This is a genomic window from uncultured Maribacter sp. (genome assembly GCF_947495965.1).
Classification (GTDB): Bacteria; Bacteroidota; Bacteroidia; order Flavobacteriales; family Flavobacteriaceae; genus Maribacter_B.
In genome coordinates this window covers 72115-91596 of the sequence record NZ_CANMBB010000002.1, presented here as the reverse complement: position 1 = coordinate 91596, position 19482 = coordinate 72115, and the positions used below count along the sequence as shown (strand labels likewise).

18 protein-coding genes are annotated in these 19482 nt (G+C 31.2%); 11 read left to right on the top strand and 7 right to left on the bottom strand.

The window, feature by feature from the left end:
- Positions 1 to 20 precede the first annotated feature (20 nt).
- A complete protein-coding gene (locus Q0820_RS04765; protein WP_298485612.1) occupies positions 21 to 2969 on the top strand; it encodes a TonB-dependent receptor in 2949 nt (982 codons plus the stop codon).
- Between the two features lie 397 nt (positions 2970 to 3366).
- Here Q0820_RS04765 and Q0820_RS04760 read toward each other — a convergent pair whose 3' ends face one another.
- The 3 genes from Q0820_RS04760 to Q0820_RS04750 form a co-directional block, all read right to left on the bottom strand.
- Positions 3367 to 5007 (bottom strand): amidohydrolase, encoded by a 1641-nt coding sequence (locus tag Q0820_RS04760; protein WP_298485610.1) that lies wholly within the window; start codon positions 5005 to 5007, stop codon positions 3367 to 3369.
- 37 nt (positions 5008 to 5044) lie between these two features.
- The gene (gene speB / locus Q0820_RS04755) at positions 5045 to 5821 is read right to left on the bottom strand and encodes an agmatinase (protein WP_298485608.1); all 777 of its coding nucleotides are present in this window, start codon (positions 5819 to 5821) and stop codon (positions 5045 to 5047) included.
- 226 nt (positions 5822 to 6047) lie between these two features.
- Positions 6048 to 6401, bottom strand: coding sequence for a 4Fe-4S dicluster domain-containing protein (locus tag Q0820_RS04750; RefSeq protein ID WP_298485606.1), 354 nt, complete (start codon positions 6399 to 6401; stop codon positions 6048 to 6050).
- Between the two features lie 108 nt (positions 6402 to 6509).
- Here Q0820_RS04750 and Q0820_RS04745 point away from each other — a divergent pair, with 108 nt between their 5' ends.
- From Q0820_RS04745 to Q0820_RS04725, 5 genes are all read left to right on the top strand, one after another.
- Positions 6510 to 7571: an acyl-CoA reductase gene (locus Q0820_RS04745; RefSeq protein ID WP_298485604.1), complete on the top strand. Its 1062-nt coding sequence runs from the start codon at positions 6510 to 6512 to the stop codon at positions 7569 to 7571.
- Between the two features lie 65 nt (positions 7572 to 7636).
- Positions 7637 to 8701 carry a 3-phosphoserine/phosphohydroxythreonine transaminase gene (gene serC, locus Q0820_RS04740; protein ID WP_298485603.1) on the top strand — a complete coding sequence of 355 codons (1065 nt, stop codon included), beginning with the start codon at positions 7637 to 7639 and terminating at the stop codon, positions 8699 to 8701.
- Positions 8702 to 8731: 30 nt separating this feature from the next.
- Complete coding sequence (locus tag Q0820_RS04735) at positions 8732 to 9685, top strand: D-2-hydroxyacid dehydrogenase (RefSeq protein ID WP_298485601.1); 954 nt, start codon at positions 8732 to 8734, stop codon at positions 9683 to 9685.
- Positions 9686 to 9740: 55 nt separating this feature from the next.
- A complete protein-coding gene (locus Q0820_RS04730; RefSeq protein ID WP_298485599.1) occupies positions 9741 to 10379 on the top strand; it encodes a DUF937 domain-containing protein in 639 nt (212 codons plus the stop codon).
- A gap of 90 nt (positions 10380 to 10469) precedes the next feature.
- Positions 10470 to 10913: a GNAT family N-acetyltransferase gene (locus Q0820_RS04725; protein ID WP_298485597.1), complete on the top strand. Its 444-nt coding sequence runs from the start codon at positions 10470 to 10472 to the stop codon at positions 10911 to 10913.
- 139 nt (positions 10914 to 11052) lie between these two features.
- On the opposite strand, the gene Q0820_RS04720 is transcribed toward Q0820_RS04725, so the two are convergent.
- On the bottom strand, positions 11053 to 12360 hold the full coding sequence (locus tag Q0820_RS04720; RefSeq protein ID WP_298485595.1) for an NAD(P)/FAD-dependent oxidoreductase: 1308 nt from the start codon (positions 12358 to 12360) through the stop codon (positions 11053 to 11055).
- A gap of 111 nt (positions 12361 to 12471) precedes the next feature.
- Here Q0820_RS04720 and Q0820_RS04715 point away from each other — a divergent pair, with 111 nt between their 5' ends.
- The 5 genes from Q0820_RS04715 to Q0820_RS04695 all read left to right on the top strand — a co-directional run bounded on the left by Q0820_RS04715 (position 12472) and on the right by Q0820_RS04695 (position 16799).
- Positions 12472 to 12930 carry a DUF6146 family protein gene (locus Q0820_RS04715; protein ID WP_298485593.1) on the top strand — a complete coding sequence of 153 codons (459 nt, stop codon included), beginning with the start codon at positions 12472 to 12474 and terminating at the stop codon, positions 12928 to 12930.
- Between the two features lie 35 nt (positions 12931 to 12965).
- Complete coding sequence (locus Q0820_RS04710; protein ID WP_298485591.1) at positions 12966 to 13283, top strand: DUF6787 family protein; 318 nt, start codon at positions 12966 to 12968, stop codon at positions 13281 to 13283.
- Between the two features lie 82 nt (positions 13284 to 13365).
- Complete coding sequence (locus tag Q0820_RS04705) at positions 13366 to 13716, top strand: hypothetical protein (protein WP_298485589.1); 351 nt, start codon at positions 13366 to 13368, stop codon at positions 13714 to 13716.
- 50 nt (positions 13717 to 13766) lie between these two features.
- Positions 13767 to 16166 carry a TonB-dependent receptor gene (locus Q0820_RS04700; RefSeq protein WP_298485588.1) on the top strand — a complete coding sequence of 800 codons (2400 nt, stop codon included), beginning with the start codon at positions 13767 to 13769 and terminating at the stop codon, positions 16164 to 16166.
- Positions 16167 to 16214: 48 nt separating this feature from the next.
- Entirely contained in the window at positions 16215 to 16799 is a 585-nt protein-coding gene (locus tag Q0820_RS04695; RefSeq protein WP_298485586.1) for a type 1 periplasmic binding fold superfamily protein, read from the top strand.
- Positions 16800 to 16839: 40 nt separating this feature from the next.
- Here Q0820_RS04695 and Q0820_RS04690 read toward each other — a convergent pair whose 3' ends face one another.
- The 3 genes from Q0820_RS04690 to Q0820_RS04680 are packed head-to-tail and all read right to left on the bottom strand — an operon-like array spanning position 16840 to position 19427.
- A complete protein-coding gene (locus tag Q0820_RS04690) occupies positions 16840 to 17730 on the bottom strand; it encodes a sterol desaturase family protein (protein WP_298485584.1) in 891 nt (296 codons plus the stop codon).
- The gene (locus tag Q0820_RS04685; RefSeq protein WP_298485582.1) at positions 17723 to 18205 is read right to left on the bottom strand and encodes a monoheme cytochrome C; all 483 of its coding nucleotides are present in this window, start codon (positions 18203 to 18205) and stop codon (positions 17723 to 17725) included. The genes Q0820_RS04690 and Q0820_RS04685 overlap by 8 nt, the downstream gene beginning before the upstream one ends.
- A gap of 1 nt (position 18206) precedes the next feature.
- A complete protein-coding gene (locus Q0820_RS04680) occupies positions 18207 to 19427 on the bottom strand; it encodes a sulfite oxidase (protein ID WP_298485581.1) in 1221 nt (406 codons plus the stop codon).
- Positions 19428 to 19482: the final 55 nt, after the last annotated feature.

Sequence of the window (19482 nt, the reverse complement as noted above, 5' to 3'; positions counted from 1 at the left end):
CAACCTAAATTAAGAACATTATGAACAAAACAAGGCTTACTATTGTAGGTATTGCTTTATTTCTAATTATTGGAAATTTTAAAGCAAATGCTGCCGAGAAAAGTAAAAAGCGAATAACGCTTACAGAATTATTAACAGAGATTAGTGCTAAACATGAGGTATTCTTTACGTATAACCCTTCCATAGTATCTACTACTGTTTTAAATCCTGAGGAATACAAATATTCTGTTTTAGATAGAATTATATCAAAACTCGAAAAAAATACTAGATTCGATTTTGAGTACCTTGGAAATAAATATTATGTAGTATATAGAAAAAAAGCAGAAAGAGCAAAAATTAAAAAAATAACTACTAGCTCTATTAATATAATCCAGACTAGTCCCATATTAGAAGTTTACCAGAATACTGTAACAGGAGTAGTTACAGATGACTCTGGGTCACCTTTAGCAGGAGTAAATATTGTTGAAAAAGGAACAACAAATGGAACTACTACAGATTTTGATGGAAACTATACAATTGATGTAGCTGAAGGTGCAACACTTGTATTTAGTTATATAGGTTTTGGCACTTTAGAAAAAATAGCGGATGGTAGCTCATTAAATGTAAGCCTAACAGAAGGAATGCAATTAGACGGAGTTCAAGTGGTAGGTTCTAGAAGCCCAAAAAGAACAGCTACAGATTCTTCTGTTCCAGTAGATGTTATTGATGTAGCTGATATAGCTACACAAAGTGGTAGTATAGAAGTAAACCAATTATTACAGTATGCTGCCCCTTCTTTTAACGCAAATAAACAATCTGGATCCGATGGTGCCGATCATATTGACCCAGCTTCTTTACGTGGTTTAGGTCCTGATCAAACTTTAGTACTAATTAACGGAAAAAGAAGACACCAATCTTCATTAATAAATATTTTTGGTACTCGTGGTAGAGGTAATACTGGTACAGATTTAAATGCCATACCTACCAGTGCAATTAAAAGAATAGAAATCTTAAGAGATGGTGCTGCTGCACAATATGGATCTGATGCCATTGCTGGTGTAATTAATATTGTTTTAAAAGATAATATTGATAAAGTAAGTGGTTTTGTAAGCTATGGTGCATATAATACAAATGCAGATGGTGATTTTCCTGATGGAACACCAAATACAGACGGCAATAGATTAGACACAGATAAAGATGGCAATCAAATTGGAAGCGATAAAAATTTTGATGGTGGTTCTGTAAAAGCTGGAGTAAACTATGGTATAGCCTTAGGAGAAAAAGGAGGTTATGTTAATATGACAGCAGAATATATTAATAAAAATAAAACCTTACGTCCGGGTTATAGTTTTAGAAGAGGTTTTGGAGAAGCATCTATAACAGGATTTAATTTTATGCTTAATGCATCTGTGCCAGTATCTGATAAATCTGAAATATATGCTTTTGGAGGAAGAAATTATAGAGATACCGATGCTTTTGCTTTTACAAGAAATAACCCAACCGAAAGAATAGTTACTAGTATTTATCCAGATGGGTTTACACCAAGAATTACTTCAATAATATTAGACAATTCTATTTCAGCAGGTTTTAGAACAGAATTAGATAGCGGTTGGAAAGTAGATTTTAGCAATACGTATGGAAAAAACAATTTTCATTACTTTATTAAAGGAAGTTTAAATGCTTCTTTACAAGAGTCTTCCCCAACAGATTTTGATGCAGGTGGTCATAGTTTAACTCAGAATACATTAAACTTAGATTTTTCTAAATATTATGATGAAATTCTAGACGGACTTAATTTTGCTTTTGGTGCTGAGTATAGAAATGAAAATTTTGTAATTTTTGCAGGAGAAGAAGCAGCTTATGGTACGTTTGATACAAATGGTATTATAATTACAGACCCATCTACACAAACGCAACCAACAGATCCAGAGACAGGCAATTTAAGACCTGGTGGGTCGCAAGGTTTTCCAGGTTATGGACCAGCGAATGAGGTAGACCGTAACAGATCTAACCTATCTTTGTACGCAGATGCAGAAGTAGATTTTTCTGAATCTTTCTTATTAAGTGGAGCAGCTAGGTATGAAAATTATAGTGATTTTGGTAGCACTCTTAATGGAAAATTAGCAATGCGTTTAAAAGCATCTGATAATATTAATATTAGAGGTTCTGTAAGCACAGGTTTTAGAGCTCCTTCTTTAGCACAAATATATTACAACTTAAAGTTCACAAGTTTTGATGGAGGGGTTGCACAAGAATCTTTATTATCTCCAAATAACAGTCCAGTAACTGCTTCATTTGGTATAAATGCCTTAAATGAAGAAAAAGCAGTAAATGCTGGTTTAGGTTTCACTGCTTCTTTTGGGAATTTTAATGCAACTATAGATGGTTATTACATAAATATTAAAGACCGTATTGTACTAACAAGTCCGTTTGATGCTCCACAACTTCCTAATGTAGATAATGCACAATTTTTTGCTAATGGTGCAGATACAGAAACTACAGGTTTAGATGTGGTATTAGCTTGGAAAAAACACTTAGATAAGGGTAGCGTATCTGCTACTTTTACAGGGAATTTTAATAATATGGATATTAAAAGTATTAATAATGGCAATTTAGATCAAGATACTTTTTTTAGTAATAGAGACCAATCTTTCTTATTAGCCTCGGCTCCAGATAGTAAACTAGGATTAAACCTAGGATATACCAGAGAAAAATTTAATGTTTCTCTTGCAGCTACAAGATTTAGCGAAATTGTTTTAATAGATTTTGCAGATACTGAAGATGTTTTTGAAGCTAAAATGACAGTAGATTTAAATTTTGGTTTTGATTTATCTGATAATTTAAAACTAAATGTAGGTGGTAATAACTTATTTAATGTTTACCCAGACCAACAAAATGATGGAGAAACAGATTCTGGAGGATACTGGGAGGCTGTACAAATGGGATTCGGAGGATCGTATTACTATGCTAAATTAGGCTTTAACTTTTAAGAAACATATTAGAATTTAATTCTATAAAAGCGAACAAGTTTTATGCTTGTTCGCTTTTTATATTTTATATAGTTGTCCTGTCCTAAATAGAGGCTTTCCATAGAATAAAAAACATCTGCCAAAACATTAAATTACCTTGTGAGAGACTAAGGAATAAAATTCTCAACACAATGATTATTATTTCTAATGAACTAAAAAATACAGAAATTCAAAAAAGTTTTATACCAATTAATTTATTACATCTAACAAGAATAGAGCAATTCTCTATAAGCAACATAATATATATAAAAGTGATGAAACAGCACTTAATTATATATAAATAAGCAAAAAACCATTAAAACTAGAGTTAGCTTCAATGGTTTAATTTTTAATAACGATCGACCTCTTTTAGAGCAACTTACTTACTTTCATAAACTTTTTTTCCTCCAACATAAGTTTGTAAAATTTTTAAATCTTTAATTTTTTTGGGGTCAACCTTAGTAATGTCATCACTTATAACTACAAAGTCTGCTAATTTCCCAACCTCTAAAGTTCCTTTAAGTTTATCATCGAAAGCCGAAATTGCTGCGTATTTAGTATAGCCTAACAATGCTTCTTCTACTGATATTTTTTGTTCTGGAACCCATCCGTTTTCATTTTCATTATCTAAAGTTCTTCGAGTTGTTGCTGCATAAATACCATATAATGGAGAAGTCGGTGCTACTGGCCAGTCACTACCTAAACATATTGTAGCATTACTATTTAATAAAGATTTAAAAGCATAAGTCGTTTTTATACGTTCTGAACCAATGACTTCTTCTGCCCAGCGACCGTCATCAATAGCATGATATGGTTGTACACTAGCAATAACTCCCAACTTTGCAAATCTACCTAAATCTTCGGGTGCAATATGCTGAGCATGCTCTATTCTAAAGCGCCTATCTTTTTTTCCATTTTCTGTAATAACTCTTTCATAAATATTTAATATGGTATGTATGGCCTTATCACCTATAGCGTGAACAGTTACTTGTAAATTAGCTTTATCAGCACCAAGAACCCATTTATATAAATTTTCTTCACTATTAATAAAATATCCTTTATCATTAGGCTTGTCTGAATAATCTTCTTTAAATGCTGCTGTATGCGAACCTAATGACCCATCAACAAATCCTTTCAACCCTCCATCTTTTAACCACTTATTGTCCTCTTTATTGGTTCGCAATTCTTTCCATCTGTTTAATGGGTTAAAAGTATAGATACGTATTTTAAGGTCATTATTAAATTTAAGTTTAGCTGCCACATCATAAGTTCCAAGGCTATCTACATCATGTAATGAAGTTACTCCATTAGATAAAAAATATTCTTGTGCTGCTTTTAGAGCAGTTTCCTTTTGTTTTTCTGTCATTGCCGGAATTTTGTTCAATAAATCTGTCATAGCATGCCCCTTAAGGATTCCTGTTAGCTCTCCATTTTCATTTTTTAAAAACTTACCTCCTTCCACATCTAGAGTATTTTTATTTATTCCTGCAATTTTTAAGGCTAATGAATTTGCTAAAACCATATGACCGTCCATTCTATAAATCACAACTGGGTTATCTTTTGTATAATCATCAATCCAGGATTTATTTGGTAATTCTCCTCCCCAAAGTGTATGATCCCAATTACCTTCTAAAATCCACGCACCAGGTTCCATATTTTTAGCAGCTTCCCTTATTCTTTTTTTAAATTCCTCTTTAGTGTCTACATCTCTCAACTGAACATTTAAAAGAGCATTACCTCCCATCATTAAATGTACATGAGAATCTATAAACCCTGGTGTTACAAACGCACCATTCAAATCAATTATGTTAGTTTCCCTTCCTTTAAATTTATTCACTTGTTTTAAATTACCTATAGCTATTATAGAATCTTTAATCACCGCCATAGCTTGTGCCTTTGGAACTTTATTATTCCCCGTCCATATAGTTGCATTTGATATAATAAAATCTGCTTTTTGCTCCCTCTTTTCACAACCAAAAAAGAGGGATAGAAATATAAGAACGAGTAATACTTTTTTCATATTCATTTTGTTTTGATTAAATTAATTGATAGATAAATTATATCATTTTGCATAAAATTTCTTTCATCATTTTAGCCGCTAAAAAAGCTGTCATGTTTTGAAAATCCCTATTAGGGTTATATTCAACAATATCTGCACCTATAACTTCTGCTTCTATATTTTGAATTAATTCTATCACTTGTCTAGAGCTTAATCCTCCTGGTTCGTGATGAGATACTCCTGGAGCAAACGCAGGATCAAAAGCATCCATATCTAATGATATATATAATGGGTTTTTAAATTTTGGAATGGTAGATAAATTAAGGTTTCTCATCTGATAGATGTCGACATTAAATTTATGGGCTTGTTCCGCTTGATGTGTATTTAATGTTCTTATACCAACTTGAACTAATTTTACGGCTAATTTACTTTCCATAATTCTAGCAAATGGGCATGCATGAGAATAAGGGTCTCCATCAAAACAATGATACAAATCTGAATGAGCATCAATATGTAAAATATCTAGTTTAGGATATTTTTCTTTGTGGGCTTTAATTATGGGATAAGTAATAGAATGGTCCCCTCCTAGTGTTAAAATCTTAGCATTTAAACTAATATGATCCTCAGTTATTTTTTCAATATCTAAATAATCATTAATTTCAAAATTCCCCTTATCCTTAATATTCAAATGTTCAATTGAAATTCCTTTTTCAGAATACAAATTCATTGAACCACTATTAAGAGCTTCTCTAATTAACACAGGAGCTAATTTTGGCCCTTTCTGGTAGGAAGACTTATCATCAAACTCAATACCTTGAATTATTATTTTGTTCATTTTTAAAGCATATTTTAGTTTTTCTCAAAAAAAATATGATTGCTCATACTATTAAAGAGATCATAAATTGTCTTTTATACTCTCTTTTTAAGTATTAATTTTTTAATTAAACTGAAAAATGACTTTAAAAAAATGGCTTTTTAAATAATAGATTTTTTTTATATAAAAAAATCCCAAGCTAAAAGCTCAGGATTCATTTTTATAATTAGATATTAATATTTCCTAATTATCCATCAGGATGCATAAACTTTTGCTTTCCTAAAAGGGTTTCCTCGGTCTCTACATTATCCTCATCAGGAATACAACAATCTACAGGACATACTGCCGCACATTGAGGCTCCTCATGAAATCCCATACATTCTGTACATTTATCTGGAGCTATATAGTACACTTCATCACTAATTGGTTCTTGGGCTTCTTCTGCATTTACAGATTTTCCACTAGGTAAAACAACATCTCCTTCTAAAGAAGTACCGTCGTTATATCTCCACTCATCTGCTCCTTCGTAAATAGCAGTGTTTGGGCATTCTGGCTCACATGCGCCACAATTTATACATTCGTCTGTTATAATAATTGCCATAATATCTTTCTTTACTTCCTGAATTTAATTGCTCTTAACTTGTTTCAAAAACCCAGTATCTATACTTTTGCGCAAAGTTAGTACCAAATAAAATCTTTTACAAATATAATGATAGACCATAAGGTTAGATTAAAAGCTTTTGTTAAACTTGGGGTATTCTTCCAAGAGTTTTGTGAATATGCTAATAATAACGCTATTTCTTTAGAAAATGATACATCTTGGAATGAAGAATTTTTACAAGTAGTAAATAATGCCAAGCATTATAATGGGTGGTTTACACAAGAAAATGTCCTTTTAAGCATAAAAAGTTGGGGTAATTTACTAATAGAAAGCAAAATAAAGAAATGGTTAAATAGGTATGATCTATCAAAAAACACTCCTAAAACTGTAGCACTTATTCTTGCAGGAAACATTCCTTTAGTAGGGTTTCATGATTTTTTAACCGTGTTAATTACAGGAAACAAAGCGCTTGTTAAGCTATCATCAAACGATAAATTACTATTTAATTTTATTGCAAAATATTTAATTCATATTGAACCTAGCTTCAAAGAAAACATAATATTTACCGATGGAAAGTTAGAAAATTTTGATGCGGTAATTGCTACTGGAAGTAATAATACTGCTCGTTACTTTGAGCATTATTTTAGTAAAGGCCCTAATATTATTCGAAAAAATAGAAATTCTGTAGCTGTATTAACCGGAAAAGAAACTACAGAAGAATTAACTGCTTTAGGAGATGATATATTTACTTACTATGGTCTAGGCTGTAGAAGTGTTTCTAAACTTTTTGTTCCAGAAGGTTATAATTTTGATGAATTTTATAAAGCAGTATATAAATTTCATCCAATAATAAACCAAAATAAATACGCTAATAATTACGACTATAATAAAGCTGTTTATTTAATGAGCGAATTTAAAATATTAGACAATGGTTTTTTAATGCTTAAAGAAGATTCTAACTACGGCTCCCCTATTGCATCTGTGTTTTATGAGTATTACACTTCTTTAGAAGAATTAAAAATTAACCTAGAGCAAGAACAAGACAAATTACAATGCATTGTTGCAAATAATTTTAGCGAAAAGGAAATAGCATTTGGGAAAACACAAATGCCAGAATTATGGGAATATGCAGATCATATAGATACTGTAGAATTTCTTTTATCAATATAGCACACTAACAAGATAATCATAAAGCATATTCTTAGTATTTTTATGCTCCTCAAAAAAAAACAAATATGAAAAAACATAATTTTAGTGCAGGCCCATGTATTTTACCTAAAGAAGTTTTATTACAAGCTTCAGAAGCAGTAATGGATTTTAATGGATCTGGACTTTCACTTATAGAAATATCTCACAGAAGTAAAGACTTTGTTGCTGTTATGGAAAAAGCAAGGTCTTTAGCTCTAGAACTTCTAGGATTAGAAGGGCAAGGTTATGAAGCGTTATTTTTACAAGGTGGTGCTAGTACGCAATTCTTAATGACCGCTTATAACCTTTTAGAAAATAAAGCAGGGTATTTAAATACGGGTACTTGGAGTGATAAAGCTATTAAAGAAGCTAAATTATTTGGAGATGTCATGGAAGTAGGCTCATCTAAGGATGAAAACTTTAAATATATTCCAAAAGGCTATACGGTACCAGAAGGATTAGACTATCTTCATTTAACATCAAACAACACTATTTTTGGAACACAAATAAAAAAGTTTCCAAAAACAGATGCACCTTTAATTTGTGATATGAGTTCTGATATCTTCTCTAGACAGTTAGATTTTTCTCAGTTCGACTTAATTTATGCAGGAGCACAAAAAAACATGGGGCCTGCTGGAGCAACATTAGTGGTTGTTAAGCAAGATATTTTAGGAAAAGTGTCTCGAAAAATTCCTTCTATGTTAGACTACCAAGTACATATTACAAAAGAAAGTATGTTTAATACGCCTTCTGTATTTGCGGTTTACACTTCTATGTTAACTCTAGAATGGTTAAAAAATATAGGCGGAATTGCAGCAATAGAAGAAATTAATAACAAAAAAGCACAACTTTTATATTCTGAAATAGAACTAAATCCTGTTTTTAACGGATATGCAAATAAGGCAGACCGTTCTAATATGAATGCAACTTTTAACCTTTCTGATGATAAATTAAAAGGTGAATTTGAGAAATTACTAGAAGAGGCTGGAATAAATGGATTAAATGGCCACCGTTCTGTTGGCGGCTATAGAGCGTCTATGTACAATGCACTAAGCTTAGAAAGCGTAGGAATATTGGTAGATGTTATGAGCGAAATGGAAAGAAAAGGATAATAACCCCAACTATTTTAATAGAAAACGTATATGACAATATTAGCAAATGATGGTATTTCTACTTCAGGAATATCTACTTTAGAAGCTAATGGTTTTAAAGTATTAACTACTACTGTTGCGCAAGAGCAATTGGCTAACTATATAAATGAACATAAGGTATCTGTATTATTAGTACGCAGCGCCACTATGGTTACCAAAGAAGTTATAGACCAATGTTCTTCTTTGAAATTAATAGGTCGTGGAGGAATTGGTTTAGATAATATTGATGTTGCTTATGCAAATAAAAAAGGCGTTAAAGTAATAAACACCCCCGAAGCTTCATCTATATCTGTAGCAGAACTAGTTTTTGCACATTTATTAAGTGGCTCTAGGTTTTTGTATGATGCTAACCGCAACATGCCTTTAGAAGGAGATAGCAATTTTAAAAAACTAAAAAAAGGCTATGCTAAAGGATTAGAACTGCGTGGAAAAACTCTTGGTATAATTGGTTTTGGGAGAATAGGACAAGAAACAGCTAAAATAGCTATTGGTCTTGGTATGAAAGTAATGTATCATGATACTGCTGTTGACAACATTTCTCTGGAAATCAACTTTTTTGATAATCAAAAAGTAAGTTTTAATTTAAAAAACTCTCCAAAAGAAGAAGTTTTAAAAGCTGCAGACTTTATTACTCTACACGTACCTTCCCAAAAGAATTATACTATAAATAAAAATGATTTTAATAGTATGAAAAATGGTGTTGGCATCATAAATACTGCTCGCGGTGGTAGTGTAGATGAAGTTGCATTGGTTGCAGCACTAGAAAACAAAAAAGTTTCTTTTGCAGGATTAGATGTTTTTGAATCTGAACCAAAACCAGAAATAAAAATTTTAATGCACCCAAGTATTTCATTATCTCCACATATTGGTGCTTCTACTGTAGAAGCTCAAGATAAAATTGGCATGGAACTTGCTAAACAAATAATAAAGATTTTTAAAGCATAATACCTAATTATTCTTTAAATTTAGAACATTGAAACATTAATTAAACAACTATAACATGTCAGGATTATTAGACTTATTAAACAGCCCAATGGGTAAACAATTAATTAGCGGCGTAGCTGGACAAACTGGACAATCAGAATCTGGTACTGCAAACCTATTAACTATGGCTATGCCAGTTCTTATGGGTGCAATGAAAAGAAACGCATCTACTCCAGAAGGAGCGCAAGGACTTATGTCTGCTTTATCTAGCAAACATGATGGTGGTATTTTAGAAAACCTTGGTGGTTTATTCGGTGGTGGTGTAGACCAATCTGTTATGGATGATGGTGCTGGTATATTAGGTCATATTCTTGGTAACAAACAACCACAAGTACAAAATGCATTAAGCCAAAAATCTGGAATAGATGCTGGTAGTGTTGCTAATATATTAAAAGTTGCTGCTCCCCTTTTAATGGGAGTTTTAGGAAAACAAGCAAAACAACAAAATGTTACAGATGCTAATGGTATTGGTGATGTTCTTGGTGGTTTATTAGGCGGCGGAAGCAATGCAGGCCAACAACAATCTTTAATTGAATCTTTTTTAGATTCTGATGGTGATGGTAGCATTTTAGACGATGTAGCAGGAATGGTTCTTGGAGGAAACAAAAGTGCTGGCGGATTAGGTGGTCTTTTAGGAGGCTTATTTGGAAAATAAATCTTATTAAAACACTTAAAAAGAAGGCCAAACATATACTTGTTCGGTCTTTTTTTTTACTAGAAATTGGTATTAATTAAGTAAACGGAGATGAAAATAAAAGAAGTTCATAGAAATGAATATACCATTTCAACGGACAAGGATAAATTAGATATTTTGAGCATTCACAAATTCCTTGCAAACGAAACCGATTGGGCTAACGAAATTCCAATCAACATTTTGAAAACATCCATTGAAAACTCTTTGAATTTTGGACTTTATTATAAAAATCAGCAAATTGGTTTTGCTAGAATAATTTCAGACTATTCAACTATTGCATATTTAGGAGATGTTTATATTCTAAAAGAATTTAGAGGAAAGGGATTAAGTAAGTGGCTAATAAATGAAATAATGGAACACCCTAATCTTCAAGGATTAAGACGTTGGATTTTATTAACTGACACAGCGGAATGGCTTTATAAAAAATTTGGGTTTACACAAATAACTAATCCTGAAGTTTATATGGAAAAACATAACCCAAATGTATATAACTGAATAGACAAAACTAACAGCAACATTGCATAAAACAATTGCAGTTTAGCGTTTAATTAAAGGGCGTTACAAATTTTAAATGTTCAAAAAATCCTCAGGCATAAACTTGAAACTATGCATATACTAGAACAATAATTTACCTTTAAACAACATCCGTATCTTCCTTTGCTTTAAAAGGTGTAATTATTAAACGAGAGGCTTTATCAAAATTAATATAGTTATAAACCCAATTAAATAGGGTTATTACCTTATTTCTAAACCCTACTAAGAAAACCAAATGAATAAACATCCAAATAAACCAAGCAAAAAAACCACCAAAACGTAATTTCCCTAGATCTACAACAGCTTTGTTACGTCCTATAGTTGCCATAGAACCTTTATCAAAATATTTAAAAGCTTTTAATGGCTTATTCTTATGCAATGCACGCAAGTTTTTCCCTAAATGACTTCCTTGTTGTATTGCAGGTTGTGCCACCATTGGCAGCCCTCTTTCATATTTCTTAGTTTGCATTAATGCAATATCTCCTACCGCAAAAACATTTTCAAAACCTAAAACTTGATTATATTCATTTACTTTATAACGATTTGCTCTTTCTACTAAAGCCTCGCCATTTATACCATTAATAGGTGCTCCTGTAACTCCTGCAGACCAAACAAAAGTTGCAGCTTTTAATTGTAAATCAGTATTTGTAGAAACTAAGTGATTTTCATAATTAGTAACTATAGTATTAAAATGAATTTTAACTCCTAATTTTTCTAAAAATTTCTTAGCATTTTTACTAGCTTCAGCACTCATAGGTGGTAAAATTCTATCTGCCCCCTCTATAAGATGAATTTCCATTTCAGAAAAATCCATATCTGGATAATCTTTTGGCAATACATTTTCTCTAAGTTCTGCTATACCACCAGCAAGTTCTACACCCGTTGGCCCTGCCCCAACAATAACAAAATTCAACAACTCTTTTCTTACTTCTAAATTAGGAGTAATTACAGCTTGTTCTAAATTTTCTAACATTAAGCTACGTAATTTTAGAGCTTGTGGCACACTCTTCATTCGCATAGCATTTTGTTCTATCGCTTTATTTCCAAAAAAATTAGTACGTGCTCCTGTAGCAATTACTAAATAATCATAAGTTAAAGAACCTATAGTAGTTTCAATTTCTTGTTTAGATGTATCTACTTTTAAAACCTCTGCCATTCTAAAAAATGTATTCTTTCCTCTTTTTACAATTTTCCGTAAAGGATAAGCAATAGATTCTGGTTCTAATGACGAAGTAGAAACTTGATATAATAAAGGTTGAAAAGTGTGGTAATTTTGCCTATCAATTAACACAATCTGAAAATCTTTCCTAGTAACTAATTCTTTAGCAATAGAAACCCCTCCAAAGCCCCCTCCTATTATTACAACTCTTGGCTTTTTTGTTTTTGGTATATTTAATGTTGCGTCCATAAATTATAATTGGAATATAACCCTCTTATTTTTGGACAAATATCTTACCTTAAAAGGTCTAAACCATAAAAAAACACAAACCTTTTAAAAAAAATAGTAACTTTAGGTGAAATGAAAAAATCAACCATTAAATTATTAATTTTCCTTAGTATAAGTTTTATAATTTTCAATAATTGTAAAACTTCTAAAGAACGTATATCCATATCCGATGATGAGAAAACTTCTTTTAATAAAACAGAAGGAGATACAATTACAATTTCTAGTGATATTACTGAGTATGAAATTATAATAATAGAACCTGGTTTTAATTTTTGGTTACAAAGCACTGCAAGACCTGAGGGTTTTTACTCGCAAACTTACTTAGAAAATAGAAATCAAATATATGTTTCGGAATGGAACCGTAGAGTTTTACAACCGCAAAGGTTTAATCCTAATTTATATGAGCTAGAAATTAATTACCAACCAAATATTAATTATGGATACGATGTAAATTACAAACTATACAATTACTTTATTTATTTTCAAAGAAAGTATAATCAACGTTTAGGTCCTTTTATGCCTCGTATTTAAAAAGTATATTTGCAATCCATTCTTTAAAATTAATCATGGAGAAGCTTAAAAAACGTTGGGGTATAGATTCTAATTTTCAAATAATACTAATTTTAATTGTCTTTTCTGTAACTGGTTCTTCCTCTGTATTTTTAGCAAAACCTCTTTTAAATTCTTTAGGCCTGGTCAGAGAATCTTTTTCTGGTGAGTGGTGGGGAGCAGTGATATATGTTTTACTGAGAATTTTAATTATTTTCCCAATTTACCAAGTTTTATTAGTTGCTTTTGGCTGGTTGTTTGGTCAATTTAAATTTTTCTGGAATTTTGAAAAGAAAATGTTAAGCAGATTTGGTTTAGGTTTTTTATTTAAATAAACTTCTAGATGTTACCAATTACTAATAAGACAACTTTTTTGTATTCATTTATTAGATAAGCTTTATCTTTGCGATAATTCTGATGAAAAATTATATTATACAAATATCATCTCTCTTTTTTTTAGTAGTATTACTAGCTAGTAATACTATTAATTTACATGTATATTTTCATGAACAAGAATTAAGTCATTGCCAAGATGATAATACTAGTCATAATGGGGATGAAAATGAAGAAGAGACCCCTTGCGACATTTGTTTAATTGCTTTTAATCTTACCAATTTAGATTATAATAATACTCCAGTTTTTTTATTTAAAAAGCTTACTAAAACACAACAAATACCTGAAAATAAAATATTAGGTTATGTTGAAACACTTCACAAACAAAGCTATTTAAATAAAAATAGAAACAAAGCCCCCCCATACCTAGCATAGTACTTCATTTAAATTAGTAAATAAATTAGTAATCATGATATTTCATAAAAATGAAAAATATCTATCTAATTTTATTTGTACTATTCTCAGGTTTTATTTACAGTCAAAATTGTAAAAGTATTTTTATTGGAGAAGTTTTAGACTTTCACGACAAAAAGCCTTTAATAAATGCAACTGTAAAACTAGTTGGCACAAATAAAATAACAATAGCAGACGAAAAAGGAAAATTCACATTTAAAGATTTATGTGATCAAACTTACAATATAGAAGTTTCTCATATTGGTTGTGAAACTAAACGTATTGCAGTTTTAATAAATGGTGATACCTACACTAAAATAAATTTAGAGCACCATATAGAAGAATTAAATGAAGTAACCTTAAACGGTGATAGCTTCATTAAAAAAACTAATACAGGGCAAGAATCTATTATAAAAACTAAAGATTTAGAGCGTTTTAGCGCAGCAAGCTTAGGAGACGCGTTACAACAAGTTTCTGGAGTTTCTTCAATTAACACAGGAAATACTATTGTAAAACCCATGATAAATGGTTTGCATAGCAGTAGAATTTTAATTCTAAATAACAATGTACGTTTACAAGATCAAGAATGGGGAATAGAACATGCTCCTAATATTGATATAAATAGTGCAAATCAAATATCTGTTATAAAGGGTTCTGGTTCATTAGCCTATGGAGGTGATGCTATAGGTGGTGTAGTTGTTGTTAATCCAAACAATATTATTCTTAAAGACACACTTTATGGAAGAACTATTATTGGCGGGCAAACTAATGGAAGAGGTTACCATATATCTTCTACATTAAACAAAAACTATACATCTGGCTGGTTTGCTCAAATTCAGGGTTCTTATAAAAAGAATGGGGATTTTAAAACTCCAGATTATAATCTTACCAATACAGGTTTAAACTCCGTAGGCTTAGCTGCTAGGTTGGGGAAAAAGAAATTTGAATCTGGTTTTGAATTATATTATAGTTATTTAAATAGTGAAATTGGTATTTTAGGAGCTTCTCATATTGGTAGTGCTTTTGATCTTGAGCGTGCTATAAATTTAGGGCAACCCATTTTAATGGAAGATTTTAGTTACTCCATTAATGTTCCCAAGCAAAAAATTACACATCATTTAGCTAAAGCAAACTATTATAAACGATTTCAAAACTTTGGAAAAATTAGTTTACAATATGATTATCAAAACAACCAACGCTTTGAATTTGATGTAAGAATTGGGGACAGAAAAAATATACCTGCCGTTGATCTGACTCTACAAACACATACCTTATTAGCCGATGTAAATTTAGATGCAAACCTAGACCGAAAAGTTGATTTTGGATTCATGGCAAGGCATCAGGATAATTTTGCAAATCCAGATACTGGTGTAAGACGTTTAATTCCAGATTATACTAAGTATGATTTTGGAGTTTACACTACCACGGAATGGCGCGTACATGATGCTATAGTTTTAGATGCTGGGTTAAGGTATGATTTTAACAGAATGGATGCTAAAAAATTCTATCGCAAGTCTAGATGGGAAGAACGTGGTTATAATGTAGATTTTTCGGATATTATTATAGAAGAAACAAATACACAATTTTTAACTAATCCTGTTTTCGACTACCATAACATCTCCGCTTCTGTTGGAGTAAAGTATAGGTTAAATGAAAAAAATCAAATTATACTAAACTATAATTTAGCAAGTAGACCCCCTAATGCATCAGAGTTATTTAGCGATGGGTTACATCATTCCGCAGCACGATTTGAATTAGGAGATCTTAGATTTAACAAAGAAGTTGCTAATAGGATTTCTGCTTCGCACACCTATACTACATCAAAATTTAATGTTATAACCGAAGTGTTTTATAACAAAATTAAAGATTACATATATCTGAGACCTTTAGATTTTATACTAACAACAAGAGGCCCTTTTCCTTTATGGAGTTACCAACAAACAAATGCTAACCTATTTGGTATAGACCTTACAGCTACTTACCAAATAACGAATGCGCTACAGTGGCAAAACAAAACAGCTTTTATAAAAGGATATGATTTAGATACTAATTTACCATTAATTGATATTCCGTCATTTAATACCACAAATGAAATTAGATATAGTAATGAAGCATGGCATAATTTTTCTGCTAGTTTAAAATCTGATTGGGTATTAGAACAAAATGAATTTCCTGATTTTAATTTTGAAGTAGAAAATGAACTTAATGGAGAAATGACAACTATAGATATTAGTTCTCCTCCGCCTGCATATCATTTACTACATTTTTATAGTGAAGCCACTTTTCCATTACATAAAAAAACACGCTTAAATATAGGTATTGGGATTCACAACCTCTTAGACACTTCTTATAGAAATTACTTAAATCGTATGCGATACTTTGCTGATGATTTAGGAAGAAATATAACATTACAAGTAAAACTCAATTATTAAATAAATACTACAAAAACAATAAACATTAATTATCTAAATTTAAATTCTATGAAAACAAGTAAATTTTTTATTAGCGCATTATTTTGTTTAACACTTATCACTTCATTTACCTCCTGCTCAAGTGATGACAATGATCCAAAAGAAGTCGTTGAAGAAGAATTAATTACAGACGTAACTTTAACCTTTACAAACACTACGGATAATACAGACACGGTGGTTTTAGCAAGTATTGCACCAGACGGGCAAGATGGAGTATCTACAGAAACTATTACTGGTACTTTTACTGCTGGAGCAACATATTCTCTAGGCCTTGTACTAACAAATGAATCTGAGGATCCTGCAGATGATGTTTTAAATGATGACATTATTCCGGAAGCAGATGAGCACTTTTTTAAATATGCTGTAAGCGGTATAGGTTTAACTATGACAAGAGATAGTGATGATACAGATGGTGCTGAAGGAAGTAAATTAGGTGTTAAAACTACATGGGTAGCTGGTGCAGCTAGCTCTGGGAATGTACAAATAGCTTTAATACATGAGCCACAAACTACTGATGATAGTGATGCATGGGGAACTTCTACAGGTGGTTCTGAAGATTTAAATATTACATTTTCAGGTGTTGAAATTGAATAAATAAATACAAATTAAATTTTATAAAGACTGTCTAAAATTTTTAGGCAGTCTTATTTTTTCCTTTTTCTTTCTTAAAACCAAAAGTTAATTGACTTAAAAAAGAACTTGGAACTTTTTCATCTCCTTCAAAACCTAAGGCAATTTTTCCTTCAGATTCTGGTATATAATTGGTTCTAAAAATATAATCCCAAAGACTTAAACTAATACCAAAATTTACACCATATTTACCTTCTGGAATAGTATATGCATGATGATATAAATGCATTACAGGATTATTTAATATATATTTTAAAGCCCCCCAAGTTATCTTAATATTAGAATGGTTTAAATGTCCTATAGCTATTGCAAAGAAATGAACAATATAAGCCTGTTCAGGTTCAAAACCACCCAACAACATTACCCCTATTGTTTTTAAAGGTTTATACAATATATTTTCCATCCAATGGTAACGCAAGTGTGCTGCAAACCCCATTTCTTTTACACTATGGTGAATTTTATGAAAACGCCAAAGTAACGGATATTTATGTAGTAATATATGGGTAAACCATTGTACAAAATCTAGAGTTATAAAAAAAACTAGTAGTTTTCCCCAGACAGGTAAAATCTCTAAATTAAAAATTGCTAAACTAGTTACTTTAATATTAAATTCTATGAAGAATAATTCTATAACTTTATAAAAACCACTAATAATAATTGAAAAGATAAAAAAATTGAAATACATATAAAAAGCATCTAACCAAAAATCTTTCCTAAAAATAGATTGCTTTTTACGCCATGGAAATACAATTTCTAAAACCCAAACAAGTAAAGAAATAACAAATAAGCCCCAAAAGTAATTGGTATACCAAGGAACATCAAAACAAATAGATTTCCATGTCCAGTTTATGCTACCTTCTATTGCGTTACCAAAACCATATATGTATTTATTCATCCTCTAAATTATACCATTGTACAGGAGATAAAACAGCTCTCCTACCTTTTTTAACTGGCGGATAATTAGTTACTAAATAATTTATTATAATAGCTTCATTATCTCCTAAATCCCACAAATTCTGGGTTTCTTGCATCCATTGTATTGTTTCTACCCATTGTTCTTTATTCATCCTATTTTGAATAACTAATTGAGCAGAATGGCAATTAGTGCAATTATTTACAGTTTCCATTAAACCTTCTCCTTCTTTAAAGCCAGTTCTTACATGAATACCATTCTCAATTTTATCATAGTTATCTTCTTTACTTACTTCTACATAATCTTTAATATCTAATTCCTTTTTACTTGTAAAAATATTTGGATTACTATTATACATTAATAGAACAATACTTAGAAGTACTAAAAGAGAAATACAAACTAATAAAAACGCATAAAAGGTCTTTACTTGAGTTCTAAAATTTGAGTTTTCTCTCATCTTAAATTACCTTAATTGCAATTCTATGACATGCGTTATTAAGATACCCTTTTGGATTCCAACCAGGTAAAACCATTGGTTGTTTTACTCCTTGAGAGTCTATAGCTCTTGCCCATATTTCATAATACCCTTTTTGTGGAAAAGAAATTGATGCGCTAAAATGTTGCCAAGCCAGTCTATTAACTGGCTTATCTATAGTACATTTTTGCCATGTAGCTCCAAAATCTATAGAATATTCCATTTGGGTAACTTCTAATTCTCCAGCCCAGGCATGCCCCCTAATATTTAATTTTTTATTCTCTTTAATTATAGCTCCAGTTTTAGGATATGTAATTAGAGACTTTACAGGCATAGATTCTATAATACACATATCCGTATCTTTAACCTTTTCACCAGGAGCAACAGGTTTGCATGGCACACGATATGCTGTCCCCGTCATTTTAGTACCATCATGTACTTTATTACGAATACTAATTCTATTAATCCATTTTCCAGAAACAGAAGCCGGCCAACCACCAGCAATTAAACGTAATGGGTATCCGTGTGCTAAAGGAATTGCATCATTATTCATCTTAAATGCCAACAATGTTTCTTCTTGTAATGCTTTTGCCATTGGAGCACCACGTGAAATAGGTTCTTTGTTTGGGTCCCTACTTAAATGCGAATCTATTGCATGGTATCCTATATAAACAGCATCTTCTTTTATACCTGCATCTTCTAAAACATCTTTTAACCTTACTCCTGTCCAATTTGCGCAAGAGACAGCTCCAATTGTCCATTGGTTACCTTTAGCAGGTGGATCAAATTCACTACGGCCATTACCACCACATTCTAATGTAAGTTGGTAGGTATAGTGTTTAAATTTTGATTTTAATTCTGATAAAGAATATGTTTTTTTTTCTTTGACAGATTCACCATCTATTGTTAGCACCCAATTATCGACATCTATTTTCTCTGGAAGCAACCCATTGTTACGCAAAAACATAGCCTTGTTAGGGGTAACCTTGTCATCTAAAAGATGTGCTTTTGCCTCTATATTCCATGGTTTACTATTTAGGACAGTCATCTCTTTACTTTTACCAAATAATTGAAACAAATTTGGTTCTTGTGAAGCAATAGGGATATAATTTTCTGGCATTGAAGCTGCAAAAACAATATCGGCACCAATTAAACCTGCAAGAGTTCCTAGAGTGGCTTTTTTAATAAATTTACGTCTACTCATTACTAAATATCTCAAAAATTGGTCTTATGTAAAGTTACAATTTTTGAATTCTATT

Bases quoted from the DNA above. Each gene is read 5' to 3' on its own strand.
- Q0820_RS04760 (WP_298485610.1), bottom strand. From the start codon at position 5,007: ATGAAAAAAGTATTACTCGTTCTTATATTTCTATCCCTCTTTTTTGGT.
- Q0820_RS04730 (WP_298485599.1), top strand. From the start codon at position 9,741: ATGTCAGGATTATTAGACTTATTAAACAGCCCAATGGGTAAACAATTA.
- Q0820_RS04690 (WP_298485584.1), bottom strand. From the start codon at position 17,730: ATGAATAAATACATATATGGTTTTGGTAACGCAATAGAAGGTAGCATA.
- Q0820_RS04685 (WP_298485582.1), bottom strand. From the start codon at position 18,205: ATGAGAGAAAACTCAAATTTTAGAACTCAAGTAAAGACCTTTTATGCG.
- speB (WP_298485608.1), bottom strand. From the start codon at position 5,821: ATGAACAAAATAATAATTCAAGGTATTGAGTTTGATGATAAGTCTTCC.
- Q0820_RS04735 (WP_298485601.1), top strand. From the start codon at position 8,732: ATGACAATATTAGCAAATGATGGTATTTCTACTTCAGGAATATCTACT.
- Q0820_RS04725 (WP_298485597.1), top strand. From the start codon at position 10,470: ATGAAAATAAAAGAAGTTCATAGAAATGAATATACCATTTCAACGGAC.
- Q0820_RS04705 (WP_298485589.1), top strand. From the start codon at position 13,366: ATGAAAAATTATATTATACAAATATCATCTCTCTTTTTTTTAGTAGTA.
- Q0820_RS04765 (WP_298485612.1), top strand. From the start codon at position 21: ATGAACAAAACAAGGCTTACTATTGTAGGTATTGCTTTATTTCTAATT.
- Q0820_RS04680 (WP_298485581.1), bottom strand. From the start codon at position 19,427: ATGAGTAGACGTAAATTTATTAAAAAAGCCACTCTAGGAACTCTTGCA.
- Q0820_RS04715 (WP_298485593.1), top strand. From the start codon at position 12,472: ATGAAAAAATCAACCATTAAATTATTAATTTTCCTTAGTATAAGTTTT.
- serC (WP_298485603.1), top strand. From the start codon at position 7,637: ATGAAAAAACATAATTTTAGTGCAGGCCCATGTATTTTACCTAAAGAA.
- Q0820_RS04750 (WP_298485606.1), bottom strand. From the start codon at position 6,401: ATGGCAATTATTATAACAGACGAATGTATAAATTGTGGCGCATGTGAG.
- Q0820_RS04720 (WP_298485595.1), bottom strand. From the start codon at position 12,360: ATGGACGCAACATTAAATATACCAAAAACAAAAAAGCCAAGAGTTGTA.
- Q0820_RS04745 (WP_298485604.1), top strand. From the start codon at position 6,510: ATGATAGACCATAAGGTTAGATTAAAAGCTTTTGTTAAACTTGGGGTA.
- Q0820_RS04710 (WP_298485591.1), top strand. From the start codon at position 12,966: ATGGAGAAGCTTAAAAAACGTTGGGGTATAGATTCTAATTTTCAAATA.
- Q0820_RS04695 (WP_298485586.1), top strand. From the start codon at position 16,215: ATGAAAACAAGTAAATTTTTTATTAGCGCATTATTTTGTTTAACACTT.
- Q0820_RS04700 (WP_298485588.1), top strand. From the start codon at position 13,767: ATGAAAAATATCTATCTAATTTTATTTGTACTATTCTCAGGTTTTATT.